This window comes from Geodermatophilus sp. DSM 44513 (genome assembly GCF_032460525.1).
In the GTDB taxonomy this organism is placed as follows: Bacteria; Actinomycetota; Actinomycetes; order Mycobacteriales; family Geodermatophilaceae; genus Geodermatophilus.
In genome coordinates, this window is record NZ_CP135963.1 from 3,923,426 (window position 1) to 3,948,798 (window position 25,373).

Sequence of the window (25,373 nt, forward strand, 5' to 3'; positions counted from 1 at the left end):
GCGAGTGGCGGGGGGCAGGGGGTCCTCTTTGGGACGGCGCGTCCGGGCGGTCGCCGGTAGGGTCCTCCGACAGGTGCGCCGGGAAGTCTGGTCGGCAGTCGATCGACCGACCCCAACTCCGGAGCCGCCCCGATGCCTTCCACGTCCACCGCCCGGCTCTTCGGCCGCGGTACCTGGGCCGAGACCAGCCGGGTCACCGACATCCTGCGCAAGGAGACCGTCGGCGGCGCCCTGCTGCTGGCCGCGGCGGCCGTCGCGCTGGCGTGGGCCAACTCGCCGTGGGGTGCGGCCTACGAGGCGCTGCGCGACACCGTGGTGGGCCCCGCCTCGCTGCACCTGGACCTGACCCTCGGCACCTGGGCGGCCGACGGGCTGCTCGCCGTCTTCTTCTTCGTGGCCGGTCTGGAGCTCAAGCGCGAGTTCGTCGCCGGCGACCTGCGCGACCCCCGCCGGGCGGCGCTGCCGATCGCCGCGGCCGTGGGCGGCATGGCCGTGCCGGCCCTGTTCTACGTGCTGCTCAACCTCGGCCGGGACGACGGGGCCCTGCGCGGGTGGGCCGTCCCGTCGGCCACCGACATCGCCTTCGCCCTCGCCGTCCTGGCGGTGATCAGCACGCACCTGCCGGCCGCGCTGCGCACCTTCCTGCTCACCCTGGCCGTGGTCGACGACCTGCTGGCGATCCTGGTCATCGCGGTCTTCTACACCGAGGAGCTGTCGGTCGGGTTCCTGCTGCTCTCGCTCGTGCCGCTGGCGGTGTTCGGCCTGCTGGTGCAGAAGCGGATCCGGTCGTGGTGGCTGCTGCTGCCGCTGGCCGCCGTCACGTGGGTGCTGATGCACGAGTCCGGGGTGCACGCCACCGTCGCCGGGGTGCTGCTCGCCTTCACCGTGCCCGTGGTGCGCAGCGAGGCGGCCGGCGGTCCGGACGCCGGCCCGGGACTGGCCGAGCACTTCGAGCACCGGATCCGACCGATCTCGGCCGGCGTCGCGGTCCCGGTGTTCGCGTTCTTCTCCGCCGGCGTCGCGGTCGGGGGCGTGTCGGGCCTGCTCGAGTCGGTCACCGACAGCGTCGCCGTCGGCATCACCGTCGGCCTGGTGCTGGGCAAGGCCATCGGCATCACCGGGGCCACGTGGCTGGTCTCCCGGTTCACCCGCGCCGAGCTGGACAGCGAGCTCGGCTGGCCCGACGTCCTCGGCCTGTCGCTGCTCGGCGGCATCGGCTTCACCGTCTCGCTGCTGATCACCGAGCTGGCCTTCGGCATGGGCACGGAGACCTACGAGCACGCCAAGGTCGGCATCCTGTCCGGCACCCTGCTCGCCGCGCTCCTGGCCGCGGTGATCCTGCGACTGCGCAACCGTCGCTACAAGCGGATCTACGAGGACGAGCGCGCCGACTTCGACCGCGACGGCATCCCGGACGTCTACCAGCGGGAGACCGTCGACGACCGCGCCGAGCACCGGCCCAGCTGGGAGGGCGCACCCCCTCCCGGGCGCACCGCCGGCGGTTCCGCCGAGGGCTGAACAACGCCGTTGCCGACCTCTCCGAGGCGACGTACCGTCGGGGTACACGAGAGAGGAGGTGGTCCGAGAATTGAATTCTTACCGGACTCGTGAGGTGGCTGTCCGCTAGCCGCCGTCCAGATGGGCCGCCCGTTCGGAGTGGAATCCGAACGCAGGCTCGATCGCCCGTCCGTCGTACGGCGGCGAGCGAGAACCGGACAGTCACCCGACCCCCGGGCCGCCGACACTTGTCCAGTCGGCCCACGCGCTGCCTCTGGCCCCGCCAGGTGAGTCGCCGTGGAGCAGCCCGGGGGTCGTCCGTCCTCCGGAGAGGCCCCTGCTGACCACCGGCGACTCCCCTGGCGCCTGGGTCGCCGCCGGTCTCCGGCGGGACCGCACCGTGGCCTCGCTCGTGCCCCCGGTCTTCACGGCCTACGCCCGGGTGCTGCACCCCGCCGTGCGTTACGCCGGGGACGACGACGTCGACGTCCGCTGGGACGAGGTCGCGGCCCACAACGGCACCACCGCCCACCGGCTGGTGCAGTGGCCGGCCCTGACCGGCTCGTGGGAGCACGTCGGCGAGGAGGACCAGCCCGGCGTCTGGAACGACAGCCCCGCCGAGGGCCACCTCGCCGCGCACGTCGCGGCAGCGCTGGCCGGCCTGCTCACCGGGTGGACGACCACGCCGCAGGACTGCTGGTTCGGCTGGTGCACCGACGCCGCGACCGACGCGCCTGGTGGCGGCCCGTACCTGCGCCTGCCCGGCTGCGACCTGCGACTGCGCCCCGGCCCGGTGACGCTGGCCGCGGCCAACTTCGCCCCCGAGCCGCGGGAGCAGAGCGCGGCGGTGTGGTGGCCGGCCGACCGCGCCTGGTTCGTCGCCACCGACCCGACCCTGATGAGCACCTACCTCGGCGGGCCCGACGGTGCCGTCGACGCCGTCCTGACCTCCCCGCTGGAGGCCCACCCGGCACAGCCGGAGGACCCGGTCGGCTTCGACGCCGATCGGGTCAACCCCGCGCCGTCGCGCTGGTGACGTGCTGGAACGGCCTCCTGCAGGGGCCCCGCCGCGAGCCTGCGAGCGGTGAGGAGGACGGGGTCCTTCAGAGGACGGCGAGCTCCGCGGCGAGGTCGTCGAGGCCCAGCGAGCCCTGCGACAGGGCCGCCATGTGCCACGCCTTGGCGTCGAAGGCGTCCCCGTGGGCGCGGCGGGCGGCGTCTTGGCCGGCCAGCCACGCCCGCTCGCCGAGCTTGTAGCTGATCGCCTGGCCCGGCCAGCCCAGGTAGCGCACCAGCTCGCTGTCCAGGAAGGCGGCGTCGCGGCCGCAGTTCTCCCCGAAGAAGGCGCGCGCCAGCTCCGGCGTCCAGGGCTGCCCGCCGTGCCCGGCCAGCGCTCCGTCGGCGTCGTCCGGGACGGGCAGCCGCAGGTGCATGCCGATGTCGACGACCACCCGCACCGCGCGCATCTGCTGGGCGTCGAGGTACCCCAGCCGGTCGCCGGGGTCGGTGAGGAAGCCCAGCTCGTCCATCAGCCGCTCGGCGTACAGCGCCCAGCCCTCCACGTTCGCGCCCACCGAGCCCAGCGACGTCTGGTAGCTCGACAGCTGCCCGGACACGTACGCCCACTGGGCCAGCTGCAGGTGGTGGCCCGGGACGCCCTCGTGGTACCAGGTCGAGGTGAGGTCCCAGAGCGGGAAGCGGGTGCGGCCCAGGGTGGGCAGCCAGGTGCGGCCGGGGCGGGAGAAGTCCTGGGCGGGGCGGGTGTAGTACGGCGCGGCCGCGCTGCCCGGCGGGGCGATCATCGCCTCCACCCGGCGCACCGGCTCGGCCAGGTCGAAGTGCGTGCCGTCCAGCGCCGCGATCGCCTCGTCCATCATCGCCTGCAGCCGCTCCCGGACGGCCTCGACGCCCTCGACGGCGGGACCGTGCACGTCCAGCCAGCGCATCGCCTCCATCGGCGTCGCGCCGGCGAGCACGCGGCCGGCCTCGGCCCGCTGCTCGGCGAGGATCCGGCGGTGCTCGGCCCAGCCCCAGGCGTAGGCCTCCTCCAGCCCGCCCCCCGCGCCCAGGTCCGACCCGGTCGACCGGCGGGCGGCCAGCGCGTAGCGGTCGCGGCCGACGGCGTCCGGCGTCCCCTCGGTCTGCGGCAGGTAGACGTCGCGAAGGAAGTCGCGCACCCCGGCCACCGCGGCGTCGGCGGCCCGTGCGGCGGCCTCGAGCTCCCCGCGCAGGACGTCGGGGCCCCCGGCGGCGAACCCGGCGAAGTAGGGCCCGGCCAGCCACTCCTCCAGCTGCCCCACCACGGTGGCGACCTGCCGCGGCGCGGCGAACAGCCCGCGCCGGGCGCCCTCGGCCAGCGAGGCGGTGAACCCGCCGTAGGCCTCGGGCACCCGGGCCATCCGGCGGGCGACCACCGCCCAGTCGTCGTCGGTCGCCGTCGGCATGAGCAGGAAGACCTGGCGGACCGCGTGCACCGGGCTGGCCAGGTTCGACACCGCCCGCAGCCCCTCCCCCGCGTCGTGGGTGGCGAGCGCGGCGCCCAGCCGCTCGCGCAGCAGCCGGGCGCAGCGCCGCTCCACGGGGTCGCCGTCCAGCGCCGGGTCGGCGGCCAGCACGCGGTCCAGCTCGGCGAGGGTGTCCCGGGCCAACTGCGCCTCGGCAGCCAGCCCGTCCGGGCCGAGGTCCGGCAGCCGGTCGTCGCCAGGACGGGTGCCCAGCGACGTGGCGACGATCGGGTCGAGGTCGCACACCGCGTCGACGTGGCGGTCGGCGACCTGGCGGGGGGTGGCCGGGCGGGGGGTGCGGGGCGGGCCGACGAGCCGGGCGTGCTCACCGGAGGCGCTCCAGCCGGGCGGACATGGTGGGCCGCAGCGGCCCGTCGGCGTCGGCGCGGTCGATCGCGTACATCAGGGCCCCCTCGACGATGCCGTAGAGCCGGACGGACCGGGACACGTCCGGGGCGTCCGGCGTGCGGGCGAGGACGTCGCTGGTGAGCTCCCAGCTGGTCGTCGTCCGGGCCCGCCCGACGTAGAGCTCGACGAGCCCGTCGGGGCTGGTCACCAGCAGCTCGACGTCGTCGCGGCCCCGCGGCCGCCAGAAGCCGGACTCGCGGACGGCGGGCCCGGCCACCCGTCCGTCGTCGGTCAGCCGCCAGGTGCGCGACTCGTAGGCCAGGAAGGCACGGCCGTCGTGGCCGAAGCGGGTCCACTGGCCGAAGCGGACGTCACCGGCCGACCCGGCCACCGCGCTGGTCATGACGCCCTCCCCGTGCCACTCCCCGAGCAGCGGGAGCACGGCGAGCAGCTCCTCGGAGACGTCCGGTCCGGAGCGGACGTCGACGGTGTCCGGGACCGGCAGCTCGGTGCCGCCGGTCACCGGCGGGTGTCCCGCGGACGGCGGGCGAGCCGGACGGCGCCGTAGCCGCAGCCGAGTGCCCCGAGCGACGTCAGGGCGACGAGGACCCAGGCGGAGACCATGCGCCCCACCGTAGGACCCGCGTCACCGGCCACGCGCGGGCGGTCGCGGGGGCGTCCGGGGAGGATGGTGTCGTGCCGTTCACCGGGAGCCACCCGGCCGCGGTGCTGCCGTTCCTGCGGACGCCGCTGCCCGCCTCGGCCCTCGTCGCCGGCAGCGTCGCGCCCGACGTCCCGTTCTACCTCCCCGTCGCGCTGCCCTGGGCGACGCACACCGCGCTCGCCGTCGTCACCGTCGACCTGCTGCTCGCCGTCCTGGTCTGGGCGCTGTGGCACGCGCTGCTGGCCCCGGCCGCACTGGCCGCCGCGCCGGCCGGGGCGCGCGGCCGGCTGGCCGGGGTGCCGGTCGGGCTGCGCCGGCGGCTGCGCTCGGCGCGGGACGCCGTCCTGCTCGTGGTCGCGCTGCTCCTCGGTGCGGGCCTGCACGTGCTGGTCGACGAGTTCACCCACCCCGGCCGCTGGGGTGCCGAGCACCTCGCCGTCCTGGCCGGGGACTGGGGACCGCTGTCGGCCGTGCGCTGGCTGGACCACACTGGCACCGTCCTCGGGGCGGTGGCGCTGCTGGCGTGGCTGGGCCGGTGGTGGCGGCGCACGCCGGCCGTCCCCGTGCCGGCCCGGCCGCGGTGGTGGCTGCCGTGGGCGGTGATCGCCACCGCCGGGCTCGCGGGTGGCCTGAGTGCGACGGCGGGCGCACCGGACCTGCGCTCGGCGGCGGTGGCCGCCGCCTTCCGGGGCGGGGGCGTCGTGCTCGGGGTGTCGGTCGTGCTGGCCCTCGCCGGCGTCCGGGCGGGACGGCGCTGGGCCGCGGCCGGTGGGCGACCACCCGGGTGAGCGGGCCGGCCGTGGGGCAGGCTGACGGGTCCGGTGGAGTGCGGGGAGGGAGGCGGCGGGTGGGTGCACCAGCGTCCGGCGACGGGGACGACGTCCTCCGCGACGTGGAGACGCGGCTGGCCCGCACGCTCGACCGCTACGAGCGGGTGCTGGCCAACGTCGCCGACGGCATCTACGGCCTGGACGCCACCGGACGCGTGGAGTTCGTCAACCCGGCCGCGGTGCGCCTCACCGGTCACCCCGCGCAGACCCAGGTCGGCCGTGACCAGCACGGGCTGATCCACGGCCACCGGCTCGACGGCTCGCCGTACCCGCGGCAGGAGTGCCCGGTCTGGCGGGCGCTGCGGACCGGGCGGACGACGGCCGCCGACACCGAGGTCTTCTGGCACCGCGACGGCACGCCCGTGCCGGTGGAGCTGATCGCCGTCCCGACCGTCGAGGACGGCACGGTGACCGGTGTCGTCGTCTCCTTCCGGGACCTCACCGACCGACTGACCGCCCTGCGGCAGGCCGAGGAGCTGCGGCGGGTGACCGAGCGGGCCGCGGCGCAGCGCGCACTGTCCGACCGGCTGCAGCAGGTGCTGCTCACCCCGCCGCCGCGACCGGAGCGGCTCGAGGTCGCGGTGCGGTACCGCCCGGCCGAGCACGGGGCGCAGGTCGGCGGCGACTGGTACGACGCGTTCCTGCAACCCGACGGCGCGGCGGTGCTCGTCATCGGGGACGTCGTGGGGCACGACAGCGACGCGGCCGCGGCCATGGGCCAGCTGCGCGGGCTGCTGCGGGCGCTGGCCTACGACGCCGACGAGCCCCCGTCGGTCACCCTGTCGCGCACCGAGCACGCCGCCCGCGGGCTGGCGGTCAGCACCCTGGCCACGGTGCTGCTGGCCCGTGTCGACCAGCTCCCGGACCCCACCGGTGCCCGTTCCCTGCGGTGGAGCAGCGCCGGCCACCTGCCGCCGGTGCTGCTGGCTCCGGACGGCACCTCGACGCTGCTCGAGACCCGGCCGGACCTGATGTTCGGCATCGACCCCGGCACGCGGCGGGCCGACCACACCGCCGGGCTGCCGGACGGCGCCACCCTGCTGCTGGTCACCGACGGGCTGGTCGAGCGGCGGGGCAGCGACCTGGACGAGGGCCTGGCCGCCCTGCAGGAGGCGCTGCGCGACCTCGGCCGGTCACCCCTGGAGGAGCTCTGCGACACCCTGCTGGCGCGGGTGCTGACCACGCCGGCGACCGACGACGTCGCGCTGGTCGCCGTCCGGGGCCGTCCTGGCCCACCGGAACGGGTCCCGGCTCCCGACCGGCGGTGGGAGCCGGGACCCGCGGGGCCGGCCGACCTGGTGGGCGGTGGACTACGGGATGACGACGGTGGTCTCGTTCAGGCCGACGTCGGCCCCGAGCACCCGCTCACCCCGGCCGACGGGGGCCAGCGAGCGCAGCTTCCAGGTGCCCGGAGCGGCGAAGAAGCGGAACTCCCCCTCCGGACTGGTGACCACCTCGGCGGTGAACTCGTCGGTGGCGTCGAGCAGGCGCACGTAGGCGCCGGCGACCGGGGCGCCGTCGTGCCAGACCTGACCCTGGATCACCGTCTGGGTGTCCAGGTCGACACCCTTGAGCGCACCGCCCTGCTTCGGGGCGCCGCACACGGTCAGGCGCCCTTCTCGATCGGGACGCCGACCAGCGAGCCGTACTCGGTCCACGAGCCGTCGTAGTTCTTCACGTTCTGGTGGCCGAGCAGCTCGCGCAGCACGAACCAGGTGTGGCTGGAGCGCTCGCCGATCCGGCAGTAGGCGATGGTGTCCCTGCCGGTGTCCAGGCCGGCGTCCTCGTACAGCTTGCGCAGCTCGTCGTCGCTCTTGAAGGTGCCGTCCTCGTTGGCCGCCTTGCTCCACGGCACGTTGACCGCGCTGGGGATGTGGCCCGGGCGCTGCGCGCCCTCCTGCGGCAGGTGGGCCGGGGCGACCAGCTTGCCGGCGAACTCGTCGGGCGACCGGACGTCGACCAGGTTCTGCTGGCCGATCGCGGCGACGACCTCGTCGCGGAAGGCGCGGATGGAGGTGTCGGGCTCGGCGGCCCGGTACTGCGTCGCGGGCCGCTCGACGACGTCGGTGGACAGCGGGCGGCTGTCGAGCTCCCACTTCTTGCGTCCGCCGTCGAGCAGCAGGACGGCGGAGTGGCCGTAGAGCTTGAAGTACCAGTAGGCGTACGCGGCGAACCAGTTGTTGTTGCCGCCGTAGAGGACCACGGTGTCGTCGTTGCCGATGCCCTTGGCGCTCATCAGCTGCTCGAACTGCTCGCGGTCGACGAAGTCGCGGCGCAGCGGGTCCTGCAGGTCGGTCTTCCAGTCCAGCTTGACGGCACCCTCGAGGTGGCCCTTGTCGTAGGCGCTGGTGTCCTCGTCGACCTCGACGAAGACGGTGCCGGGGGCGCCGAGGTGCTCCTGGGCCCAGTCGGCGGTGACGAGCACGTCGTTGCGGCTCATGGGTGTTCCTCCCGTGGTCGGTGGGGTCGGTCGTGCGCGTGCGGATCAGGGGGTGCGGCGTCCCGGGGCGCGGCGCACCGCGGCTGCCGGCAGGGGAGCGCGCGGGGTCCCTGGACGGCGGTCGGGGCGCGGGACGGGCGGGCTCGGCCTCAGGGGGCCGGACACAGGCAGCTGCGGACGCGGCACAGGTCGACCGTGCGGCGAGAGGTCAGCAGCGGGCCCACGGCGGCGAGGGTAACCGATCACGGGTGCCAGCCCGCCCGGGAGGCCGGGGGTCGCGGGCGCCGAGCGCCGTCCGTCCGGTCCACGGCAGGTGCCAACCCGGCCGCCCGCCCCGGTGTTCCGTCCTAGCCGCCGAGCACCGTGTCGGTCGCCTCGACGGTGACCAGCACGCCGTCCCCGGCGGCCCGGACGCCGGTGACCTGCAGGCCGAAGGGCAGCGCCGGGATCCCGTAGCGCAGGTCGAGGGCGTCGCTGACCTGGTCGACGAAGGCGTCGGGGGCGTCGACGCCGGCGGTGCTGGCGTCCTCGACGTCGACCACCAGCTCGTCGCCGTCGACCGACACCGTGCCGGTCGCGGTGAGCGGCACGCGCTGACCGGCGAACTCCACGGTGGTGTCCACCCGCAGTCCGTCCCCCTCCTGGGCCACGGTGGCGTCCGGGCCCAGCTGGTCGGCCAGCAGCTGGTAGGCCAGCGTCGCCGTCCCGTCGACCCGCTCGACCGGCACCTGCTGCACCGACCCGGACACCACGTCGGACAGCGGCACCCGGACACCCCGCAGCGAGACGTCGGCCCGGGTGCCGGCGGGCTGCCCGAGGTCGGCCGCGGTCAGGGACACCTGCAGGTCCTCGTACCGGCCGGCGACCGCCTGGGTGAGGAACGGGAAGCCGCCGAACTCCAGGTCCGGCGCCCCGCCGAGCCCCGCCCGCTCGGCGACCACCCGCGCGACCTGGTCCTCGGCGACCTCCTCCCCGACCCGGTCGGCGACCAGCAGCAGGCCGCCCACCAGCAGCAGGACCACCAGCAGGGCGCGCGCGGACCGGCCGCTCAGAGGGAGTCCTGCAGCACGAGGGCGAAGGCCGCCGGGGCCGCGGCGGCGACCGGCAGCACGGCCCGCACGACCGGCGCCGCCCAGGCCCGCGCCCCGGGCACCGCGTAGGCCGCGGCCAGACCGGCCAGCGCGGCGACCGCGCCGAGCAGCAGGCCGGCGACGGACGCCACGAGGAGGGCGGCCGGGCCGCCGCCGTGCCGCAGCGCCGCGACGGCGGCCCCGGCCAGCGCGGCGACGACCAGCGCGGGCACGCCGTGCGGCACGCCCACGGCAACCGGCGGCCGCGGGAGCACCAGGTCGACCAGCGGGGCGGCGACCAGCGCCGTCCCGACCACGAGCAGCGCGGTGGTGGCGGCCGCCGCGTCACCGGCGGTGGGCAGCAGCAGGAGGACCGCCAGCGCGCACACCGCGCACAGCAGCAGCAGGACGCCGGCCAGGGAGCCGACGACGTCGTGGCGCGGCGCGCGACGCAGCATCTGGTGCAGCACCGCGGCGAGCAGGCCCAGCCCGGGCACGGCCAGCAGCGAGCCGACCCCCGGGCGCTCGGGCACCACGACCAGCAGGTCCGCGCCGGCCGCCCCGGCCAGCCCGAGCACCGGCGCGCCGGCCCGCGCGGGGACGCCGGTGGCCGGCACCCACGCCACCGCCAGCGCCACCTGCAGGACGGCGACCGCCACCAGGCTGCCGGTGTCCCCCGCCGCCGGCAGCACCAGCAGCAGTGCGGTCGCCGCCGCAGCCGCGGCGGCCGTGGACAGCTGGTGAGACCACGGTGAGGACGGCTCGGTCTCCAGCGCGGCGCGGGTCACCGATCGATGGTCGCAGAGCAGGACCACCCGGATGGGTACCCCATCGATTCCGTGAGCTGCTCCGGTGGCCGACAGCTCGTCCACGTCACGGATCGACCCCACCACCCGAGTCTGCCGCACAGCCGACGCACGTCGCTGCTCCACACCGGGGCGCGGCCCTGGTGCCGGTCCTCACCAGCAGGCCGATCGTGACCACGACGCCGGCCACGACGTCCGGGACAGCGGGGTCCTGGCCCCGGACCGGCCAGGAGCGGAGGAGCCGGCCACCGGGACGGCGCGGGTGGAGGGCCACGACTACCGCGCGATGACGGCTGGTCGGCGCCGACGAGAGACCCCCACCCGCCGGTGTCGTGCGCACGAGGCAGGCCGGGGCTGCGGCCCCGGGTCACGCGGGACCGGTCCAGACGGCGACCACCGGGTCCCGGCCTGCGCGCGGTCCCTCGGTCGCCAGCGACAGGCCATAGAGCGGCACCAGCGGCGCACGGAGCCTCGCGTCCTCCTCACCTGCTGATCGAGGCCACGCTCCGCCCGGCCTCAGTGAGCCGGGGCCTCCACCCGCCGCCCCATGTCGGCCACGAGCTTGTCCGCGCAGCGCAGGGCGAGAGCGCCGATGGTCGACGTCGGGTTGCCTGCGCCTCCCGTCACCATGGAGCTGCCGTCGCAGACGACCAGACCGGGGGTGTCCCACACGCGGTTCCAGGCGTCCACCACGCCCTCCTCCGGACTGTCGCTCATCCGGCAGGTGCCCATGAGGTGCCAACCCGGCTGGGAGAAGGAGTCGTCCATCGGTTGGAGGTCGAGGCCCCGGGCGCCGGCCGCCGTGGCGATCTCCTGCAGCCGGTCGCTGCCGAACTCCAGCAGCGCCCGGGTGTTCGGGTGCAGGTCGTAGTGGACGTTGGCCGCGGGCAGCCCGCTGGAGTCCGTGGCCGTCGGGTCCAGCGTCACCCGGTTGGTGGGGACGGGCAGGTCGTCGGCCTGGATGGCACAGAAGACGTGCCGGTCGAACCGCTCCTCGAAAGCGGCGTGGTGCCCCTCACCCCACGGGGCCGGTGACCTCCCCGTCGTCGCCCCCAGTGCGCTGGACGCCGGGCCCCACGCGCCGCCGAACGTGATGGTGATGCCGTTGACGAAGCCCCGAGAGAGGTCCGTGTCGTACCACTCCTGACAGTACGGACCGGCACCGAAGGGCCCCTTGTAGTGCGCCGTCGACCGGTCGAACCACATGTCGCCCAAGCGGTACCCGTGTGTCATGAAGTGCCGCCCGACGTGGTCGGTGTCGTTCCCCAGACCGTGCGGATGCCTCCGTGACGTCGACATCAGCAGAGTGCGCGGTGAGCCGATCCCGTTGGCGGCCAGCACCACGAGTGGCGCATCGACACGGTGCCCGGTGCCGGTCCGCAGATCGACGTACTCGACGCCGTCGGCTGCGCCGTCGGCACCGGTGGAGATCCGCGTGACACGCGCCTCGGGTCTCAGGTCCAGCCCGAGGGCCAGTGCCGGCTTGACGTAGGCCTGCGTCGCCGTCCCCAGCGACCCGCGTGGGCACCCGAAGTTGCACATCCCGCAGGTGTTGCAGGCCAGCCGGTCGCCTCGGTCCTCGGTGAGGATCGCGTTGTCCGCCGGCCACCAGTGCACCCCGAGCTGATCCATCCCGTGCGTGACCAGGTCGTAGTAGTCGCCGTGCCGGACGAGTGGGAGCCGCGGCGCTCCCGGCCGGGGCGGATAGGCGGCGTCTCCGGGCAGTCCGCTGACACCGACGTCGGCGTCGTTCCGGTCGTAGAAGGGGGCGAGGTCCTCGTACGTCAGCGGCCAGTCGATGGTGCCCTCGAGACCGTGCTCGGTGCCCTTGCGGAAGTCCACCGGCTTGAGACGGTGCCAGAACGCCGAGTAGTGGTTGGTGCTCCCGCCCACGGCGTTGTACAGGTACGGCTGGAAGGTCCCGTTGGTCACGACCGGGAAGTCGTGCGGCTGGTTGCGGATGTTCGGCTCGAACGCCCAGTCGCGACGTAGGCCGTACTCCCAGTCGTCGGTGAAGGTCGGGTGGTCGGTCGGGTGGACGGCGGGCCCCTGCTCCAGACAGACGACCTTGGCACCGGCCCGCGAGAGCACGTAGCTGATCGCGGCCCCGGCCATCCCGGCGCCGACGACCACGACGTCGGGTTGGTCATGCCGTGGCACGGCTCACCTCCGTCGTGGGGACGTAGGAGCCGCGGCGCTTCGCCGGACCGGCCGTCGTCCCGGGGAGTGCGTAGCCCAGTGGCTGGGGTGCACCGTGGTAGTCGTAGCCGCGGTCGTGCATGGCGGCCAGCACGCGGGGGGAGGCGTAGTAGCCGTGGTAGACGTACTCCCGGATCCACCCGAAGGTCCACGCGTCGGACTGCTCCAGTTCGCGCAGGGCCGCCGCGGCGTCCTGCGGGCTGTCCAGCGGGAACCGGTCGGCGAGGGCCTGCAGGCGCGCACGGTCCTCCGGACTGGCCCGCTGCTTCATGAACCACGGCACCTGGGCAGAGCTGCCCGGGGGGTACACCCCGTCCCCCGGGAGCATCGCGTCGCACAGCGAGGCCACCTGCCGGCGTAGCGGTTCGGGGAACGTCGTCCCGAAGAAACCTGGCCGGGAGGGGTGGGGGAAACCGGTCATCCGGCCTGTCCCGGTGTCGCCGGCGACACCTCGCGGTAGATCGGCCCCCGGTCGAGGACGTGCTCCAGCAGGTCGGCGTACGTGTCCACGTCGTCGACGATCGGCTGGGGCACCTGCCCGGGGTAGCCGAGGGCCTGCCGGACGTCGGGATTGAGGAAGTAGGCCCCTGCCGTCACCGTGCCCAGGGCGTCGAAGACGGGTGAGTGCTGGGCGTTCAGCATCTCGACCGCCGCCTCGGCCGGCAGGCCGCCGGTCAGCTCCAAGGCCCTCCGCAGCCCCACGCCCAGGTCGGGTCGGGCCTGCAACGCCTGGTCGACCCAGTGTGTGTGGACCTCGGCCTGCGTGGCCGACGGCATGCCCTCGGCGCTCGGGACCAGGACGTCGGCGAGTTCGCCGTACCGTCGCCGGTCGTCCTCCGTGAGGACGTCGACGACCGAGTCGCCGCCTGTGTAGACGCTGCTCAGGCTCACACCGCCACCTCCTGGTTGCGACGCTCGCTGATCAGGTGCTCGACGCACCGGAGGGCCAACGCCATGATCATCGCAGTCGGGTTCACGCCGGCTGAGGTCACGAAGATGCTGCCGTCGATGACGTAGAGGTTCGGCACGTCGTGCGCACGCCCCCACTGGTCGACGACCGAGGTCGCGGGGTCCTCACCCATCCGCGCCGTGCCCAGCAGGTGCCAGCCGCAGTCGCGCATCAGCCGAGTCACCGACGTGGACACCGCCCCCGCCGCCTCGTGCGCCTCGACCGCCCGGGCGATGTGGAAGTCGATGAGCGCACTCGTGTTCTCGGAGCTCGTGTAGATGATCTTCGGGGCCGGGATGCCGTCGGAGTCGGTGAGCTCACCGTCCAGCACGACCCGGTTGGTGTCGTCGGGGAGGTCCTCGGCGATGATCCCCCACTCGAAGGACCGACCCATGGTCGCCTTGACGTTGCGGTGGAAGTTGGCGCCCCAGGACTCCTTGACCGGGCGCCCGCCGTAGCCGGCACGCATGCCCAGCGGTCCGCCCGTCGGCATGACGTTCCACTTGGCTCCGCGCACGAACCCGCGAGAGGCGTCCGTCTCGTAGAACTGCATGGACTGGATCGCCTGACCGGACGGGCCGATCCAGCTCTCGAGGTCGTCCTCGTATGTGCCGACGACGGCACCGTAGGGGTGCATCATCAGGCGCCTGCCGACCAGCCCCGAGGAGTTGGCGAGACCGTCGGGATGCGCGGTGGAGCGGGAGAGTTGGAGGAGGCGGGCCGTTCCGACGCCGTTGGCGGCGAGGACGACCACGCCGGCCTTCTGGTGGTGCTCCCCGCCGTTGCGGTCGACGTACACCGCGCCTGTGGCCCGGCCCTGGGCGTCCACCGTGATCTCACGGACGCGCGCCCCGGTGACCAGGACGGCGCCGGCGGCCAGGGCCTGCGGCCAGTGGGTGAGGTCCGTGCTGGCCTTGGCCCCCTGCGGGCAGCCGGTCAGGCAGGCGCCGTAGCGGACGCACGGGGACTGGTCCCCGTGCTGACGAGACGCGATGGAGTTGGGCCCCGGCCACCAGTGCCAGCCCAGCTTGTCCATCCCCTCGGCGGCCTTGCGCCCGAACTTGCCGATGGGCAGGGGCGGCAGCGGGTAGGGGGCTCCCGGTGGATAGGCAGGGTCGTCGCCGAGGCCGGACACGGCCATGGCCCGGTCCATGCGCTCGTAGTACGGCAGCATCTCGGCGTAGTCGAACGGCCAGTCGTCGGCCACGCCGTCCAGCGAACGGACCCGGAAGTCCGACGGGGCGAAGCGGGTCCAGTGGGCGGCGTACAGGATGGTGCTGCCGCCCACGGCGCTGTACATCAGCGGGTTGACGTCGGACTCGGAGGTGTCGACCGGGTAGTCGGCCGCCCCCGCACGGACGTTGGGGTTGGGGTGCCAGTCCTTCTGCCGGAGCAACTCCCACTCGGGCTTGTCGCCGGCGAACACGCTGGTCGGCGTCCAGTCACCCTGTTCCAGGCACACGACCGAGAACCCGTTCTCGGCCAGTTCCTTCACAGCGACCGACCCGGAGGCGCCAGCACCGATCACGAGGACATCCGCGACGTCGGGCGCAGTGCGGTTGAGCAGGGGGATCGTGGTCATGCTTCCCACTTCCTGGCGTGGCGCCCACGCCGAGACGCAACTGACGGGTCTGGTGCCTGGAACGAGGCGGCGGTGGTGCCGCCGCGGCGGCGCGAGTGCCGACCGCGGGATCGCCCACCCCGCAGCCACCGCACCGGGCCCCCGGCGTGCGGGCCTGCGCGACGGACCTCATGCCTCGCTTCGCCTCCCGGTCACCGTCCGACTCGCCGCCGGGTGTGGCAGAGCTCACCCGACGGAGGGCGACCGTAGCGGCGTTGTTCCGCTCACCGCAACCCCGTTCGGCATGGCGAAACGAAGTCGACCCACGGATCGGTTCAACCGGCCACTCGAGCCGGACGGACCAGGGCAGCCGGACACCGTCACGCCACGGCTGCCGGCGAGGCGTCGACCCAACGCCGCCGGGTGGTGCGCCGATCGACGCAGGTCAGGAGGCCACGACCCCCGGAGCGGGGAGGGGCTCCCCGCGCCAACCGAGCCGCTCGCTGGCCCTGTGCGTCACGTCGAGGACCAGGGCACCGAGCGCATCTGCCCCCGTCTGGTCCAGCCGGAACTGCGGCAGCACGACGGCGAGGCCGGCGACGGCCTGCCCCGTCGCGTCGTGGACGACGGCGCCCACGGCGCACACGTCGTCCCGCCAGTACGCCCGGTTCACGGCGTAACCGCGCGCTCGCACGTCCGCCAGCAGTGCTCGAAGGGCTGCGGGCTCGGTGATGGTGCTCTCGGTGTGGCGCGACAGCGGTTCGGACAGGTACCGCTCGAGCAGGTCCTCGTCCTCGGCCAGCATGGCGAGCCCGGGGGAGGATGTGTGCAACGGCCAGATGGCACCCACCGTGGCGACCGACATGACCGAGTGCCGGGACGGGATCGCATCGATGCACACGGCCTCTCGGCCGGTGGCAACCGCGAGCAGGGTGGTCTCCCCGGTGCGCTCGTTCAGCTCCTCCTGGGCCCAGCGGAGCTCGCCGCGGAGGTCGATGTCCTTGAAGGCCGATGCGGCCAAGGTCAGGCACCGCGGACCCAGGCGGTAGCGGGCATCGGGCAGCTGGATCACGTAGCCGCTGCTCTGCAGCGTCCGCGCCAGCCGGAACGCGGTGGCCTTGCTGGTCCCGATGCGATGAGCCAGCTCCGTTGCGCCGATGGGACCCTCCCCGAGCGCCTCCAGCAGGCGCAGAGCGCGCTCCACTGAGGACACCACCCCGGAATCGCTGTCCATCGTGCAATCCTCCCATTCCTGCAGGTGTTGCCAGGTGCTCGGCCGGGGGCCTGTTGCACCGGGCTGCACGGCCACGGTGCGGCGAGCGGTCCCCGCGTACGTCGACGACATCTCCTCCACACACCGGGTGAGGACACCGCACCTCCAGCGCGCCGGCCCGACGACGCGGAACGGCGGGCGTCGGGCAGGCCACCGCATCGGCTCCCGGGTGGGCACGCGCAGGCGGCGCCCGGCCGGGACGGCGCACGTCCGGCACTCCGACGTGACCGCTGTCCGGGCGGCCGTGTCCCCCGACGAGCGTCACGTTCGGTGGGGGCGGGTACGAGCTCCGGCCGCCGCGGTCCAGGGACCCACGGCGAAGGCCTCCACGGCCCCCTCGTCGAGCTCGAAGCCGAGGCCCGGCCGGGCGCTCACCACCACGTGACCGTCGGCCGCGACCATCCGCGTCTCCGGGGTGAGCAGCCGCTCGAAGTTGTAGATGTCCTTCTCGGGCGTGAAGTGCTCCACCGCCGTGCAGTTGCTGCTCGCGGCGGCCAGGTGGGCGTGCAGATTGGCGTGCCAGTGCGGCGCCACCGGCACGGCGAAGACCTCAGCGGCGCGTACCACGCGCACGTATTCGGTGACACCGCCCAACACGCCGGCGTCGGGCTGCAGCAGGTCAGCCGCTCCGCGGGCGAGCATCTCCCGGAACTCCCAGCGGGTCTGCGCGATCTCCCCCGTGGCGATCGGCGTGTCGGAGCGCTGCCGCAGCGACGCGTGCCCGGCCAGGTCGTCGGCGGGGAGCGGCTCCTCGAACCACCACAGCCCCGCGTCACCCGCGGCCCGTTCGAAGGCCCGCAGCGCCGTCAGCGCCTCGGCCGGTGTCCGGTAGCCGTTGTTCGCGTCCAGGGCGAGACGACCGTCGGGCCCCATGGCCTCGACGGCCGCGGCCACCCGGCTGGCGTCCTCGCGCACGGGCAGACCACCCACCTTGATCTTGTGATCGCGGAATCCCTGGTCGCGGTCGCGGGTGATCTCGTCGATGACGGCATCGGTCCACGTGCCACTGCCGGGCTTGTAGTAGCCACCCGACGCGTACGCCGGCACAGGTCCGGTCCGCCCCCCGAGCAGCACGGCCAGCGGGACGCCGGCCCGCTTGGCAGCCAGGTCCCACAGCGCGATGTCCACCGCCGACATGGCCCGCACCACGCCACCCCGGCGACCGACGAGGAGCGTCTCCTGGTACATCCGCTCCCACAGCCCCACGATGTCGCCGGCGTCGGCACCGACGACGACCGGGGCGAGCAACTCGTCCACCACCCCGGCCAGCAGGCCGCCGCCGCTCGTGCCGGCGTAGGCGTAGCCGATGCCCACGTCGGCGCAGTCGCCGCGCCGCACGCGCACCAGGACGTAGTCGCGCTTGTCCAGCAGCCGGGTGGAGATCCGCGTCGGTTCCTCCACCGGCACGCGGACGGCGCGCGCCTCCAGCGTGGTCACCGTCATCTCGCGCCCTGCGGGCTGGCCGGGGCGACCGGCCACCCGGTCACCGCGCCGTCGGCAGAGAAGTCCCAGGCCGCCCCGTCGGCCGTGTCGACGGGCTCATAGTGCTCAGCACACTCCTGCAGCAGGCACGGGGAGACCATCAGCTCATCGAGGTGCACGGTGCTTCGTATCCGCGCCATCCGTACCTCCGTCGTGTCGGCCAGCCCAGCAGTGAGGACCGCAGCGTGGATCGCGTCGCGGTCGGTCGCCAGGACGATGGGCAGCTGGGCGCGCTGCACCCCTTGCAGCCCCGCGGTCATGGCGTTGGCGTAGGTCGCGGCCAGGTCGACGCGCTCGAGCGCCCGCGACGGCGCGAAGTCGGCGAGGCCGATGCCCACCGCGTTGCCGCCGGACCCCGGGCTGACGTCGAGGACGACGACGTTGGTCACCTGCAGGCCCGGGGGCTCGGGCATCCCCCGCACCATCCGTCGCCCCAGCACGTTGGTGTCCATGCCAGTACCGGAGATCTCCTTGCCCATCAGATCGACGACCAGCACGTCCAGGCGGCCGAAGGGCAACCGGGCCTCCAGCGACCGGGCCACCTCCAGGAGCTCGGCCTCCTGATCGCCGCCGATGCCCGCCGGCTGCAGCAGCTCGATGCGGTGCACCGACTTGTGCGCGTCCTCGACGACAGCCAGCCCGCCCAACAGCGGCAGGGCGCCCTTGAGCAGTCCGCCCGCGGTCAGGATCCGTGCCTCCAGGTGCGCGGGCCCGCGGCGGTGGAGCTCCTCGGCTCCGCGCTGTTTTCCCAACCCGATGGCGAGCATCTTGGCCAGTCCGCTCTCGACCCGGCCGGAGAAGGAGGTGTGGCTCTTGAGCCGGTTGACCAGCAGGACGTGGTCCGCCGCGGCGGCCTGCCGGTCGACGTGCACCTCGACCCCGTCCGCGGCGCCGACCACGAGGGTCTCCATGGCAGCACGCACCGGCGCGCCGACGGACTCCTCGGTGATCCCGAGCCCCGCCAGGACCTGCTGCTGCCCCGCCGGCGTCGCGCCGCCGTGCGAGCCCATCGCCGGCACGATGAACGGCTCGCCCCCGGCCTCACGCAGCGCCGAGACGCACGACTGCACGATCGTCTGGATGCCCGCGATGCCCCGGCTGCCGACGGCGAGGGCGATCGAGTCCCCCGGCCGGACCAGCGCGCACGCCGGTCCCAGGGCAGCTCGGGTCATGGCCGGCAGATCGACCGCCGGCGTCGCCCGGTCGACTCGCCTCACCCGCACCAGCGGCGGCAGGTCCACGTCCCCGTGCACGATGTCGGCCAACGCCAGTGCGGGGAGGCGGGGCCGGCCGTCCACCGGCTCCCCGTTCGTCGTGTCCGTCACGTCCGCCCGCCGGTCACATGAACCGCAGGTCGGCGCCCTGGCTGGCGGACAGCACCGTCTCCGCGTACAACCGCCGCCATCCGCGCTCCGGGACCGGCCAGGGCGACAGCAGGCTGCGCCGCCGGGACAGCTCGTCCTCGTCGACCAGCAGGTCGATGCGTCGCCCGGGCACGTCCACGCTGATCAGGTCGCCGTCGCGGACGAGCGCCAGCGGGCCGCCGACCGCGCTCTCGGGGGTGCAGTGCAGCACCACCGTGCCGTACGACGTCCCGCTCATCCGGGCGTCCGAGACGCGCACCATGTCCGTGACCCCCGCGCTGGCGAGCTTGCGCGGGATGGGGAGGGAACCGGCCTCGGGCATGCCGGCGCCCACGGGCCCGGAGCCGCGCAGGACGAGTACGTGATCTGCGGTGACGTCGAGGTCGGGTGAGTCGAGCCGCTCGGCGGCGTCCTCCGGGGACTCGAACACCAGCGCCGGACCAGTGTGCCGGAGCAGCGACGCGGTGGCCGCGGACGCCTTGATGACCGCACCCTCAGGCGCCAGCGTGCCGGTCAGCACGGCGAGCGCGCCGACCTCGCCCAACGGCTGGTCGAGCGTCCGGATGGTCGTCTGCCAGCCGGCCGGCGGGTGGACGTCGGCCAGGAGTTCCCCCAGGCTGCGCCCGGCGACGCCGACGTGACCGGTGTCGAGCAGGCCCGCCAGGGCCCGCAGCAGGGTCGGCAGGCCACCGGCCCGATGGAAGTCCTCCATGTAGCCCTGCCCCGACGGCTTGAGGTCGAGCAGGAGGGGGACCCGTCTCGAGACCTCGTCGAAGTCCCGGAGGGTGAGCTCGACCCCGGCGCGGCGGGCGATGGCCAGCAGGTGCACGACGGCATTGGTCGACCCGCCCACCGCACCCAGGACGGTGAGTGCGTTCAGGAAGGCCGGCCGGGTCATCACCTCCCGTGGGACCACCGGCTCGCGCGCCAGCTCGGCCGCCCGCCGTCCGGTTGCCACGGCGTGCCGGAGGCGGTCGCCGGTCGGGGAGGGCGGAGTCGCCCCGCCGGGCAGCATCATGCCCAGCGTCTCGGCCATGCAGGCCATCGTCGAGGCGGTGCCCATGACCATGCACGTGCCCGACGTGGTGGCCAGCGCCCCCTCGACCCGCCCGATCTGCTCGGTGTCCAACTCCCCGGAGCGGTGCCGCGCCCACATCCTCCGACAGTCGGTGCAAGCCCCCAGCCGCTGGCCCTCGTAGGTGTTTGTGATCATCGGTCCGACCACCTCGACGAGGGCCGGGACGTCGCTGTTGGCAGCGGCCATGAGTTGGGCGGGGACCGTCTTGTCACAGCCCCCGACGAGGACGACGGCGTCCATCGGCTGGGCGCGGATCAGCTCCTCGGTCTCCATCGCCAACAGGTTCCGGAACAGCATCGACGTCGGGGTGAGGAAGGTCTCGCCGAGGCTCATCGTGGGGAAGACCATCGGCAACCCGCCGCCCTGGAGGACCCCTCGCTTGACGTGCGCGATGATCTCCGGGACCGCACGGTGGCAGGGGTTGTAGTCCGACGCGAGGTCGGCGATCCCGATCAGCGGCCGGTCGAGGTCGTCCGCGTCGAAGCCGGCCCCGGCGAGGAACGCCCCGCGCAGGAATCGGCTGAATCCCACGTCACCGTAGGAGGTCACTCCCCGCATCGGTCCGCGGGCAGGTGGCTGGGTCATCGTCGGTCCCGGTGTCGGAGGGGAGGAGGTCTCGGGCCGGCCGTTCAGAACAGGTTCCACCACACCTCCCGCTGGGCGGCCTGCTCGCCGGTCTCCTCGAGCACGATGGAGCCGTTGCGGAGCACGTAGACCCGGTCGGCGACGCGAGTCACCGCGGGGACGTTCTGCTCCACCACCAGCACGCTCATCCCGCGCGCCCGGGCCAGGTCGCGGATGGTGCTGAAGGTCTTCAGCACCACGGCCGGCGAGATGCCGAGCGAGGGCTCGTCGAGCAGCATCAACCGCGGGCGCGCCATCAGCGCGATGCCCAGGGACAACTGCCGCTGCTGGCCACCGGAGAACTTCCCCGCCAGGTCCCGCTGCCGATCGGCGAGCACCGGGAAGAGCTCGAAGACCTCGTCCATCCGCCGCCCGATGTCCGCGCGGTTGCGCACGGCGTGCGCCCCCAACTCGAGGTTCTGCCGCACGGTGAGGTCCCGGAAGATGGGCTTCTCCGCCGGCGTGAAGGACATCCCGCGCCGCACGGTGTCCACGTTGGAGCTCTTGGCCAGCGACTGGCCGGCGAAGACCACCTCGCCGCTGCGCGGCGGCACCAGCCGGAACAGGCACTTGAGCAGGGTGGTCTTCCCCGCGCCGTTGTGCCCGAGCACGCCCACCACCTCGCCGGGGTGGACCCGCAGGCTCACCTCCGACAGCACCTGGGTCTTGCCGTACCCCGCAGTGATCCCCTCCGCCGTCAGCAGCGGCCGGCTGTCGCTGTGCAGCACGACGTCCTCCCTGTCCTGGCTCACGTGCCGAAGTAGAGGTCGGCGAGCTCTCGACGCTGCATCAACTCGGCCACCGAGCCCTCCGCGACGACCGCCCCCTGGTCGAGGAAGACCGCCCGGTCAGCCAGGCGCTGCACGAAGTGCACGCTGTGCTCGACCAGGCAGACGGTGTGGCCCAGGTCCCGGAGCCGGCCGATCCCCTCCACCACGCGGTCGACGCTGGCCGGGTCGACGCCGCTGGTCGGCTCGTCCAGCAGCAGCACGTTGCAGTCGGTGGCCAGCAGCCGGGCGATGGCCACCAGTTTCTGGTCGCCGTAGGACAGGTCACCGGCCAGCACCTCGGCCTTCTCCGCGATCCCGAGTAGGGCGAGGCAGTCCAGCGCCTTCTCCCGCGTCTGGGCCTCCCGCCTGCGGACGGCCCGCGGACGGAGGGCCAGTTGCGCGACGTGCTCACCCAGTTGACCGGGGACGGCCATCGCGACGTTCTGCAGCGCGGTGAGCCGCTGGGGCAGGCGGACGTCCTGGAACGACCGTGCCAGCCCCTTGCGTACGAGCCCGTGCGCAGGGTTGCCGGTGACGTCCTCCCCCCGCAGGAAGACACGTCCCGAGTCGATCGGGATGGTGCCGGTGATCATGTTGAAGATGGTGGTCTTGCCGGCACCGTTCGGGCCGATGAGGGCGGTGACCTGGCCCGCGGGCAGGGCGAAGCTCGCACCGTTCACCGCCGTCAGCCCCCCGAAGCTCTTCCGCAGGTCGACGACCTCCACGATGGCGTCCGACCGCTCCGGTGGGTCCTCGCCGACCTGCGCCAGACGTTCCAGCGCCTCCTCCGGCGTCCGGTGCACGATCGGGCTGCGCCGCTGGCGGCGGAACAGCCGACTGACGCCGGCGCCCTCGGGCAGCAGGCCCTCGGGCCGCAGCCGCATCATGAGGATCAGTGCGACGCCGTAGATCACCGCCTGCCACGGGATGGCCTCGTCCCCGATGAACTCACGCAGCGCCGGGGTCAACAACCCGAGCACCACCGCCGCCACCACGGTCCCGGTGATGTTGCCCGCACCGCCCAGCACGACGACCGAGATGATCAGGATCGACAGGTCGAGCGTGTAGTTCCCCGGCACCACCGAGCCGTAGTAGAAGGCGGCCAAGGCCCCGACCGCGCCCGCCAGGGCGGCACTGATGCCGAAGGCCAACAGTTCCGGGACGACGGGGTTCTTCCCCACGCTGGAGACCGCGGAGTCGTACTCGCGGATGCCCTTGAGCAGGCGCCCGAAGGGTGACTCGCCCAGCCGCCAGCAGATGGCCACGACGATCACCGTGGCCAGCAGCATGAGCCAGAACATCCGCTGCGGAGTGAGGAAAGAGATGCCGAACAGCTCGATCGGCGGGATGCCCGACAGGCCATAGGGCCCACCGGTTACCCAGTCGAGCACACCCATGAGCTGGTTGGCGACCAACTGGAAGGCCAGGGTGAGCAGGATGAGGTACTCACCGCGGACCAGTCGGACCGCCGGCAGGGAGATGAGCAGGGCGCCCAGGAAGGCGACCACGGTCGCGGCCGCCAGGGCTGGCAACCAGCTCCAGCCGGCGCCCGAGACCACCGCCGCAAAACCGCTGGAGGCGGTGGGGTCGGCCGGCGGCAGCGTCAGCCGGGCAGCGGTGAAGCCGCCGATCCCGAAGAGGATGGCGTGCGCCATAGAGATGCGCCCGGTGTACCCGACGAGCAGGTTGAGGGACACCCCGAGCATGACGTAGATCAGTACCGAGATACCGATGTCGGCGGCGTAGCTCATCAGACCGCTTCCCTCCCGAGGAGGCCCTGCGGCCTGACCAGCAACACGAGGAACATGGCGCCGAAGACGACCACCGGGCCGTAGTCGACCTCGAGGAAGAGCGCGCTCCAGCTGCTGACCAGGCCGAGGACCAGTCCGCCGAGAGCGGCACCGGGCAACGAGCCGATGCCGCCGAGGAAGGCCGCGATGAACGCCGTCAGGACCGGCGCCAGCCCCATCGTGGGGGTGGCGACGCCGCGCAGCGTGAACAGCAGACCGGCGACCGACACCAGCAGGGACCCGATGCCGAAGACCAGCAGGTAGACCGCCTTGCGGTCGATCCCGACCGCGGAGGCCATCGTCGGGTTGGTGCGCATCGCGGTGATGGATCGGCCGAGACGGGTCCGGTCGATGAACAGCACCACGACGGCGACCAGCACCAGGGACACCGCCACGGTCAGCAGGTCGTGCCGGGACACCGTCACCGCACCCAGCTCGTACGTCGGGTTGGTGAAGCCGGGCAACGCTCTGTTCTCCGGGCCGAACACGATCTGCAGCAGGTTGGGGAACGCCACGCTGATGCCCAGGGACACCAGGAAGATGGACAGCAGCGTGGCGTTCCGCCCCACCATCGGGCGGTAGGCGAGGATCTCGATCGCCGCTCCGGCGACGGTGCCCACCGCCAGGCCGAGGAGGCAAGCCGGCACGAGCCCCAGCCCGAGGCGCTCGGCCGCCCACACCGCGGTGTAGGCGGCCGCTGCGTAGGGGACCGCGTGCGCCAGGTGGAAGATCTTCGTCGTCGCGTAGATGACGCCGAAGCTCACTCCCAGCAGGGCATACGTCATCCCCACGACGATCCCGGACACCGTGAGCTGTGCCAGCAGATCCAGACTCATGCCTGCCTTCCTCCTGCCCTCGGCGCCCTACTCCTTGACGAGCGCGCTGCGCGGGTCGGCGCCGTCGTCGACCTTGGTGATGGCCTGCAGCTGGACCGGCTTGCCGCCCTCGACCTGGAACACGGCCATCGGCTTAGAGATGGTGTGCTCCTGCACGTCGAACTCGACCCGGCCCACCTCGTCGGCGCTGCCGCCGTAGAGCGACGGGAAGGTCGGGTCGTCGATCAGCGCCTGCTCGAGCTGCTCGGTGTCCATCGGGTCGCCCCCGTCGGCGATCACCCGGCGAACCAGCTCCCAGGTCCAGAAGACCTGCTCGTAGTAGTTGGCGCCGTAGTACTCCGGGTCCTCGCCGTAGGCCTCCCGGTACCCCTCGACGAAGATCTTGTTCCAGGGGTTGGGGTTGTTGACGTCGTAGTAGTCGGTCGCGAAGTTGTAGGTGTCGTAGGTCTCGCCGGCCACCGCCGCGGCCTGGTCGGTGAACTCGATGCCCATCACCGGCACGGTCACGTTGGCCTCGCGCAGCTGCTTGACCAGGTAGCCGACGTCGTCACCGAAGCTGTAGGTGACGATGGCGTCCGGCGTTGCGGACTTGACCCGGGCGACGACGGACCGGAAGTCCGTGGCACCGACGTCGTGCTGCTCGCTGGCCACGACCTCCCCGCCGGTGAGCTGGGTCCAGACCCGCGGTGCGATCTCGGTGCGACCCAGCACCCCGTTCTCCTGGGTGCCGACGATCGCCAGTCGCTTGGCATCGGGGTAGTTCTCGTTGAGCCAGGCGAGCATGCCCGGCGTCGGGTCGTCGCCGAAGATCATGCGGGTCTGGTACAGGAAGGGCTTGCCCACCTGTCCCGGGCTGGACCCGCCGCCGTTGAACGACAGCAGCTTGTTCTGCTCGATGAGCGGGACGATGGCCTCGCTGGGTGCGCCGTACGACGTCTGGAGGATCTTGATCCCGTTGCGGGAGGTCATCTCCCGGACACCGCTGAGCGCGGCCGGGACGTCCCCGCTCTTGTGGTCGGCGATGTTGATCTGGTAGTCGAAGCCCTCGGCAGCGTTGATCTGCGCCGCCGCGAGCTTGGCCCCCGAGCTCATGACCTCGCCGAAGAACGAGCCCTGACCCGTCATGGCCAGCAGCATCCCGGCCGGCATGGTGACGTCGGAGCCGGCCTCGGTGCCACCGGGGCCGAAGATCTCCTGGATGCCCTCGGCGGCGCCGGAGGCGACGCTGGGCGCGGCGGCGTCTCCGCCCCCGCCCGACGCTTCCGAGCCACAGCCGGCGATGACGGCC

21 protein-coding genes and 1 pseudogene are annotated in these 25,373 nt (G+C 73.5%); 4 read left to right on the forward strand and 18 right to left on the reverse strand.

What is annotated here, in order from left to right:
* Positions 1 to 132: 132 nt before the first annotated feature.
* Both nhaA and RTG05_RS19040 read left to right on the forward strand, forming a co-directional pair.
* Positions 133 to 1,518: a Na+/H+ antiporter NhaA gene (gene nhaA, locus RTG05_RS19035; RefSeq protein WP_166526417.1), complete on the forward strand. Its 1,386-nt coding sequence runs from the start codon at positions 133 to 135 to the stop codon at positions 1,516 to 1,518.
* 379 nt (positions 1,519 to 1,897) lie between these two features.
* Positions 1,898 to 2,533, forward strand: coding sequence for a hypothetical protein (locus tag RTG05_RS19040; protein WP_315912050.1), 636 nt, complete (start codon positions 1,898 to 1,900; stop codon positions 2,531 to 2,533).
* Positions 2,534 to 2,600: 67 nt separating this feature from the next.
* Here the strand turns inward: RTG05_RS19040 and RTG05_RS19045 are convergent, their stop codons facing one another.
* Positions 2,601 to 4,247, reverse strand: coding sequence for a DUF885 domain-containing protein (locus RTG05_RS19045; protein ID WP_315912051.1), 1,647 nt, complete (start codon positions 4,245 to 4,247; stop codon positions 2,601 to 2,603).
* A gap of 79 nt (positions 4,248 to 4,326) precedes the next feature.
* A complete protein-coding gene (locus RTG05_RS19050) occupies positions 4,327 to 4,872 on the reverse strand; it encodes a heme-binding beta-barrel domain-containing protein (protein ID WP_166526418.1) in 546 nt (181 codons plus the stop codon).
* Between the two features lie 173 nt (positions 4,873 to 5,045).
* Here RTG05_RS19050 and RTG05_RS19055 point away from each other — a divergent pair, with 173 nt between their 5' ends.
* Together RTG05_RS19055 and RTG05_RS19060 are read left to right on the forward strand one after the other, a co-directional pair.
* Positions 5,046 to 5,801 carry a DUF4184 family protein gene (locus RTG05_RS19055; RefSeq protein ID WP_166526419.1) on the forward strand — a complete coding sequence of 252 codons (756 nt, stop codon included), beginning with the start codon at positions 5,046 to 5,048 and terminating at the stop codon, positions 5,799 to 5,801.
* A 104-nt stretch (positions 5,802 to 5,905) separates the two neighbouring features.
* Positions 5,906 to 7,051, forward strand: a pseudogene (locus RTG05_RS19060) (PP2C family protein-serine/threonine phosphatase); the annotation flags it as partial.
* A 102-nt stretch (positions 7,052 to 7,153) separates the two neighbouring features.
* On the opposite strand, the gene RTG05_RS19065 reads toward RTG05_RS19060, so the two are convergent.
* The 16 genes from RTG05_RS19065 to RTG05_RS19140 form a co-directional block, all read right to left on the reverse strand.
* Positions 7,154 to 7,501 carry a DUF1416 domain-containing protein gene (locus tag RTG05_RS19065; protein ID WP_396349647.1) on the reverse strand — a complete coding sequence of 116 codons (348 nt, stop codon included), beginning with the start codon at positions 7,499 to 7,501 and terminating at the stop codon, positions 7,154 to 7,156.
* Positions 7,450 to 8,283, reverse strand: a complete 834-nt coding sequence (locus RTG05_RS19070; protein WP_166526420.1) for a sulfurtransferase — start codon at positions 8,281 to 8,283, stop codon at positions 7,450 to 7,452. Before RTG05_RS19070 ends, RTG05_RS19065 begins: the two co-directional genes overlap by 52 nt.
* A 347-nt stretch (positions 8,284 to 8,630) precedes the next feature.
* Positions 8,631 to 9,305 (reverse strand): LmeA family phospholipid-binding protein, encoded by a 675-nt coding sequence (locus RTG05_RS19075; RefSeq protein ID WP_315912052.1) that lies wholly within the window; start codon positions 9,303 to 9,305, stop codon positions 8,631 to 8,633.
* A gap of 26 nt (positions 9,306 to 9,331) precedes the next feature.
* Positions 9,332 to 10,141, reverse strand: a complete 810-nt coding sequence (locus RTG05_RS19080; RefSeq protein ID WP_166526421.1) for a hypothetical protein — start codon at positions 10,139 to 10,141, stop codon at positions 9,332 to 9,334.
* Between the two features lie 534 nt (positions 10,142 to 10,675).
* Positions 10,676 to 12,319, reverse strand: a complete 1,644-nt coding sequence (locus RTG05_RS19085; protein ID WP_166526422.1) for a GMC family oxidoreductase — start codon at positions 12,317 to 12,319, stop codon at positions 10,676 to 10,678.
* A complete protein-coding gene (locus RTG05_RS19090; RefSeq protein WP_166526423.1) occupies positions 12,306 to 12,779 on the reverse strand; it encodes a hypothetical protein in 474 nt (157 codons plus the stop codon). Before RTG05_RS19090 ends, RTG05_RS19085 begins: the two co-directional genes overlap by 14 nt.
* Positions 12,776 to 13,249 (reverse strand): hypothetical protein, encoded by a 474-nt coding sequence (locus RTG05_RS19095; protein WP_166526424.1) that lies wholly within the window; start codon positions 13,247 to 13,249, stop codon positions 12,776 to 12,778. The genes RTG05_RS19090 and RTG05_RS19095 overlap by 4 nt, the downstream gene beginning before the upstream one ends.
* On the reverse strand, positions 13,246 to 14,889 hold the full coding sequence (locus RTG05_RS19100; protein WP_166526425.1) for a GMC family oxidoreductase: 1,644 nt from the start codon (positions 14,887 to 14,889) through the stop codon (positions 13,246 to 13,248). Before RTG05_RS19100 ends, RTG05_RS19095 begins: the two co-directional genes overlap by 4 nt.
* A 424-nt stretch (positions 14,890 to 15,313) precedes the next feature.
* Entirely contained in the window at positions 15,314 to 16,102 is a 789-nt protein-coding gene (locus tag RTG05_RS19105; RefSeq protein WP_166526426.1) for an IclR family transcriptional regulator, read from the reverse strand.
* 300 nt (positions 16,103 to 16,402) lie between these two features.
* A complete protein-coding gene (locus tag RTG05_RS19110; protein WP_208104654.1) occupies positions 16,403 to 17,578 on the reverse strand; it encodes a mandelate racemase/muconate lactonizing enzyme family protein in 1,176 nt (391 codons plus the stop codon).
* Between the two features lie 2 nt (positions 17,579 to 17,580).
* On the reverse strand, positions 17,581 to 18,948 hold the full coding sequence (locus tag RTG05_RS19115) for a nickel pincer cofactor-dependent isomerase, group 22 (protein WP_166526428.1): 1,368 nt from the start codon (positions 18,946 to 18,948) through the stop codon (positions 17,581 to 17,583).
* 13 nt (positions 18,949 to 18,961) lie between these two features.
* Positions 18,962 to 20,650, reverse strand: a complete 1,689-nt coding sequence (locus tag RTG05_RS19120; protein ID WP_166526429.1) for a dihydroxy-acid dehydratase — start codon at positions 20,648 to 20,650, stop codon at positions 18,962 to 18,964.
* 44 nt (positions 20,651 to 20,694) lie between these two features.
* The gene (locus tag RTG05_RS19125) at positions 20,695 to 21,441 is read right to left on the reverse strand and encodes an ABC transporter ATP-binding protein (protein WP_166526430.1); all 747 of its coding nucleotides are present in this window, start codon (positions 21,439 to 21,441) and stop codon (positions 20,695 to 20,697) included.
* Positions 21,438 to 23,210, reverse strand: coding sequence for a branched-chain amino acid ABC transporter ATP-binding protein/permease (locus RTG05_RS19130; protein ID WP_166526431.1), 1,773 nt, complete (start codon positions 23,208 to 23,210; stop codon positions 21,438 to 21,440). The genes RTG05_RS19125 and RTG05_RS19130 overlap by 4 nt, the downstream gene beginning before the upstream one ends.
* Entirely contained in the window at positions 23,210 to 24,085 is an 876-nt protein-coding gene (locus RTG05_RS19135) for a branched-chain amino acid ABC transporter permease (RefSeq protein WP_166526432.1), read from the reverse strand. Before RTG05_RS19135 ends, RTG05_RS19130 begins: the two co-directional genes overlap by 1 nt.
* Positions 24,086 to 24,112: 27 nt before the next feature.
* Positions 24,113 to 25,234, reverse strand: coding sequence for an ABC transporter substrate-binding protein (locus tag RTG05_RS19140; protein WP_315912054.1), 1,122 nt, complete (start codon positions 25,232 to 25,234; stop codon positions 24,113 to 24,115).
* Positions 25,235 to 25,373 lie beyond the last annotated feature (139 nt).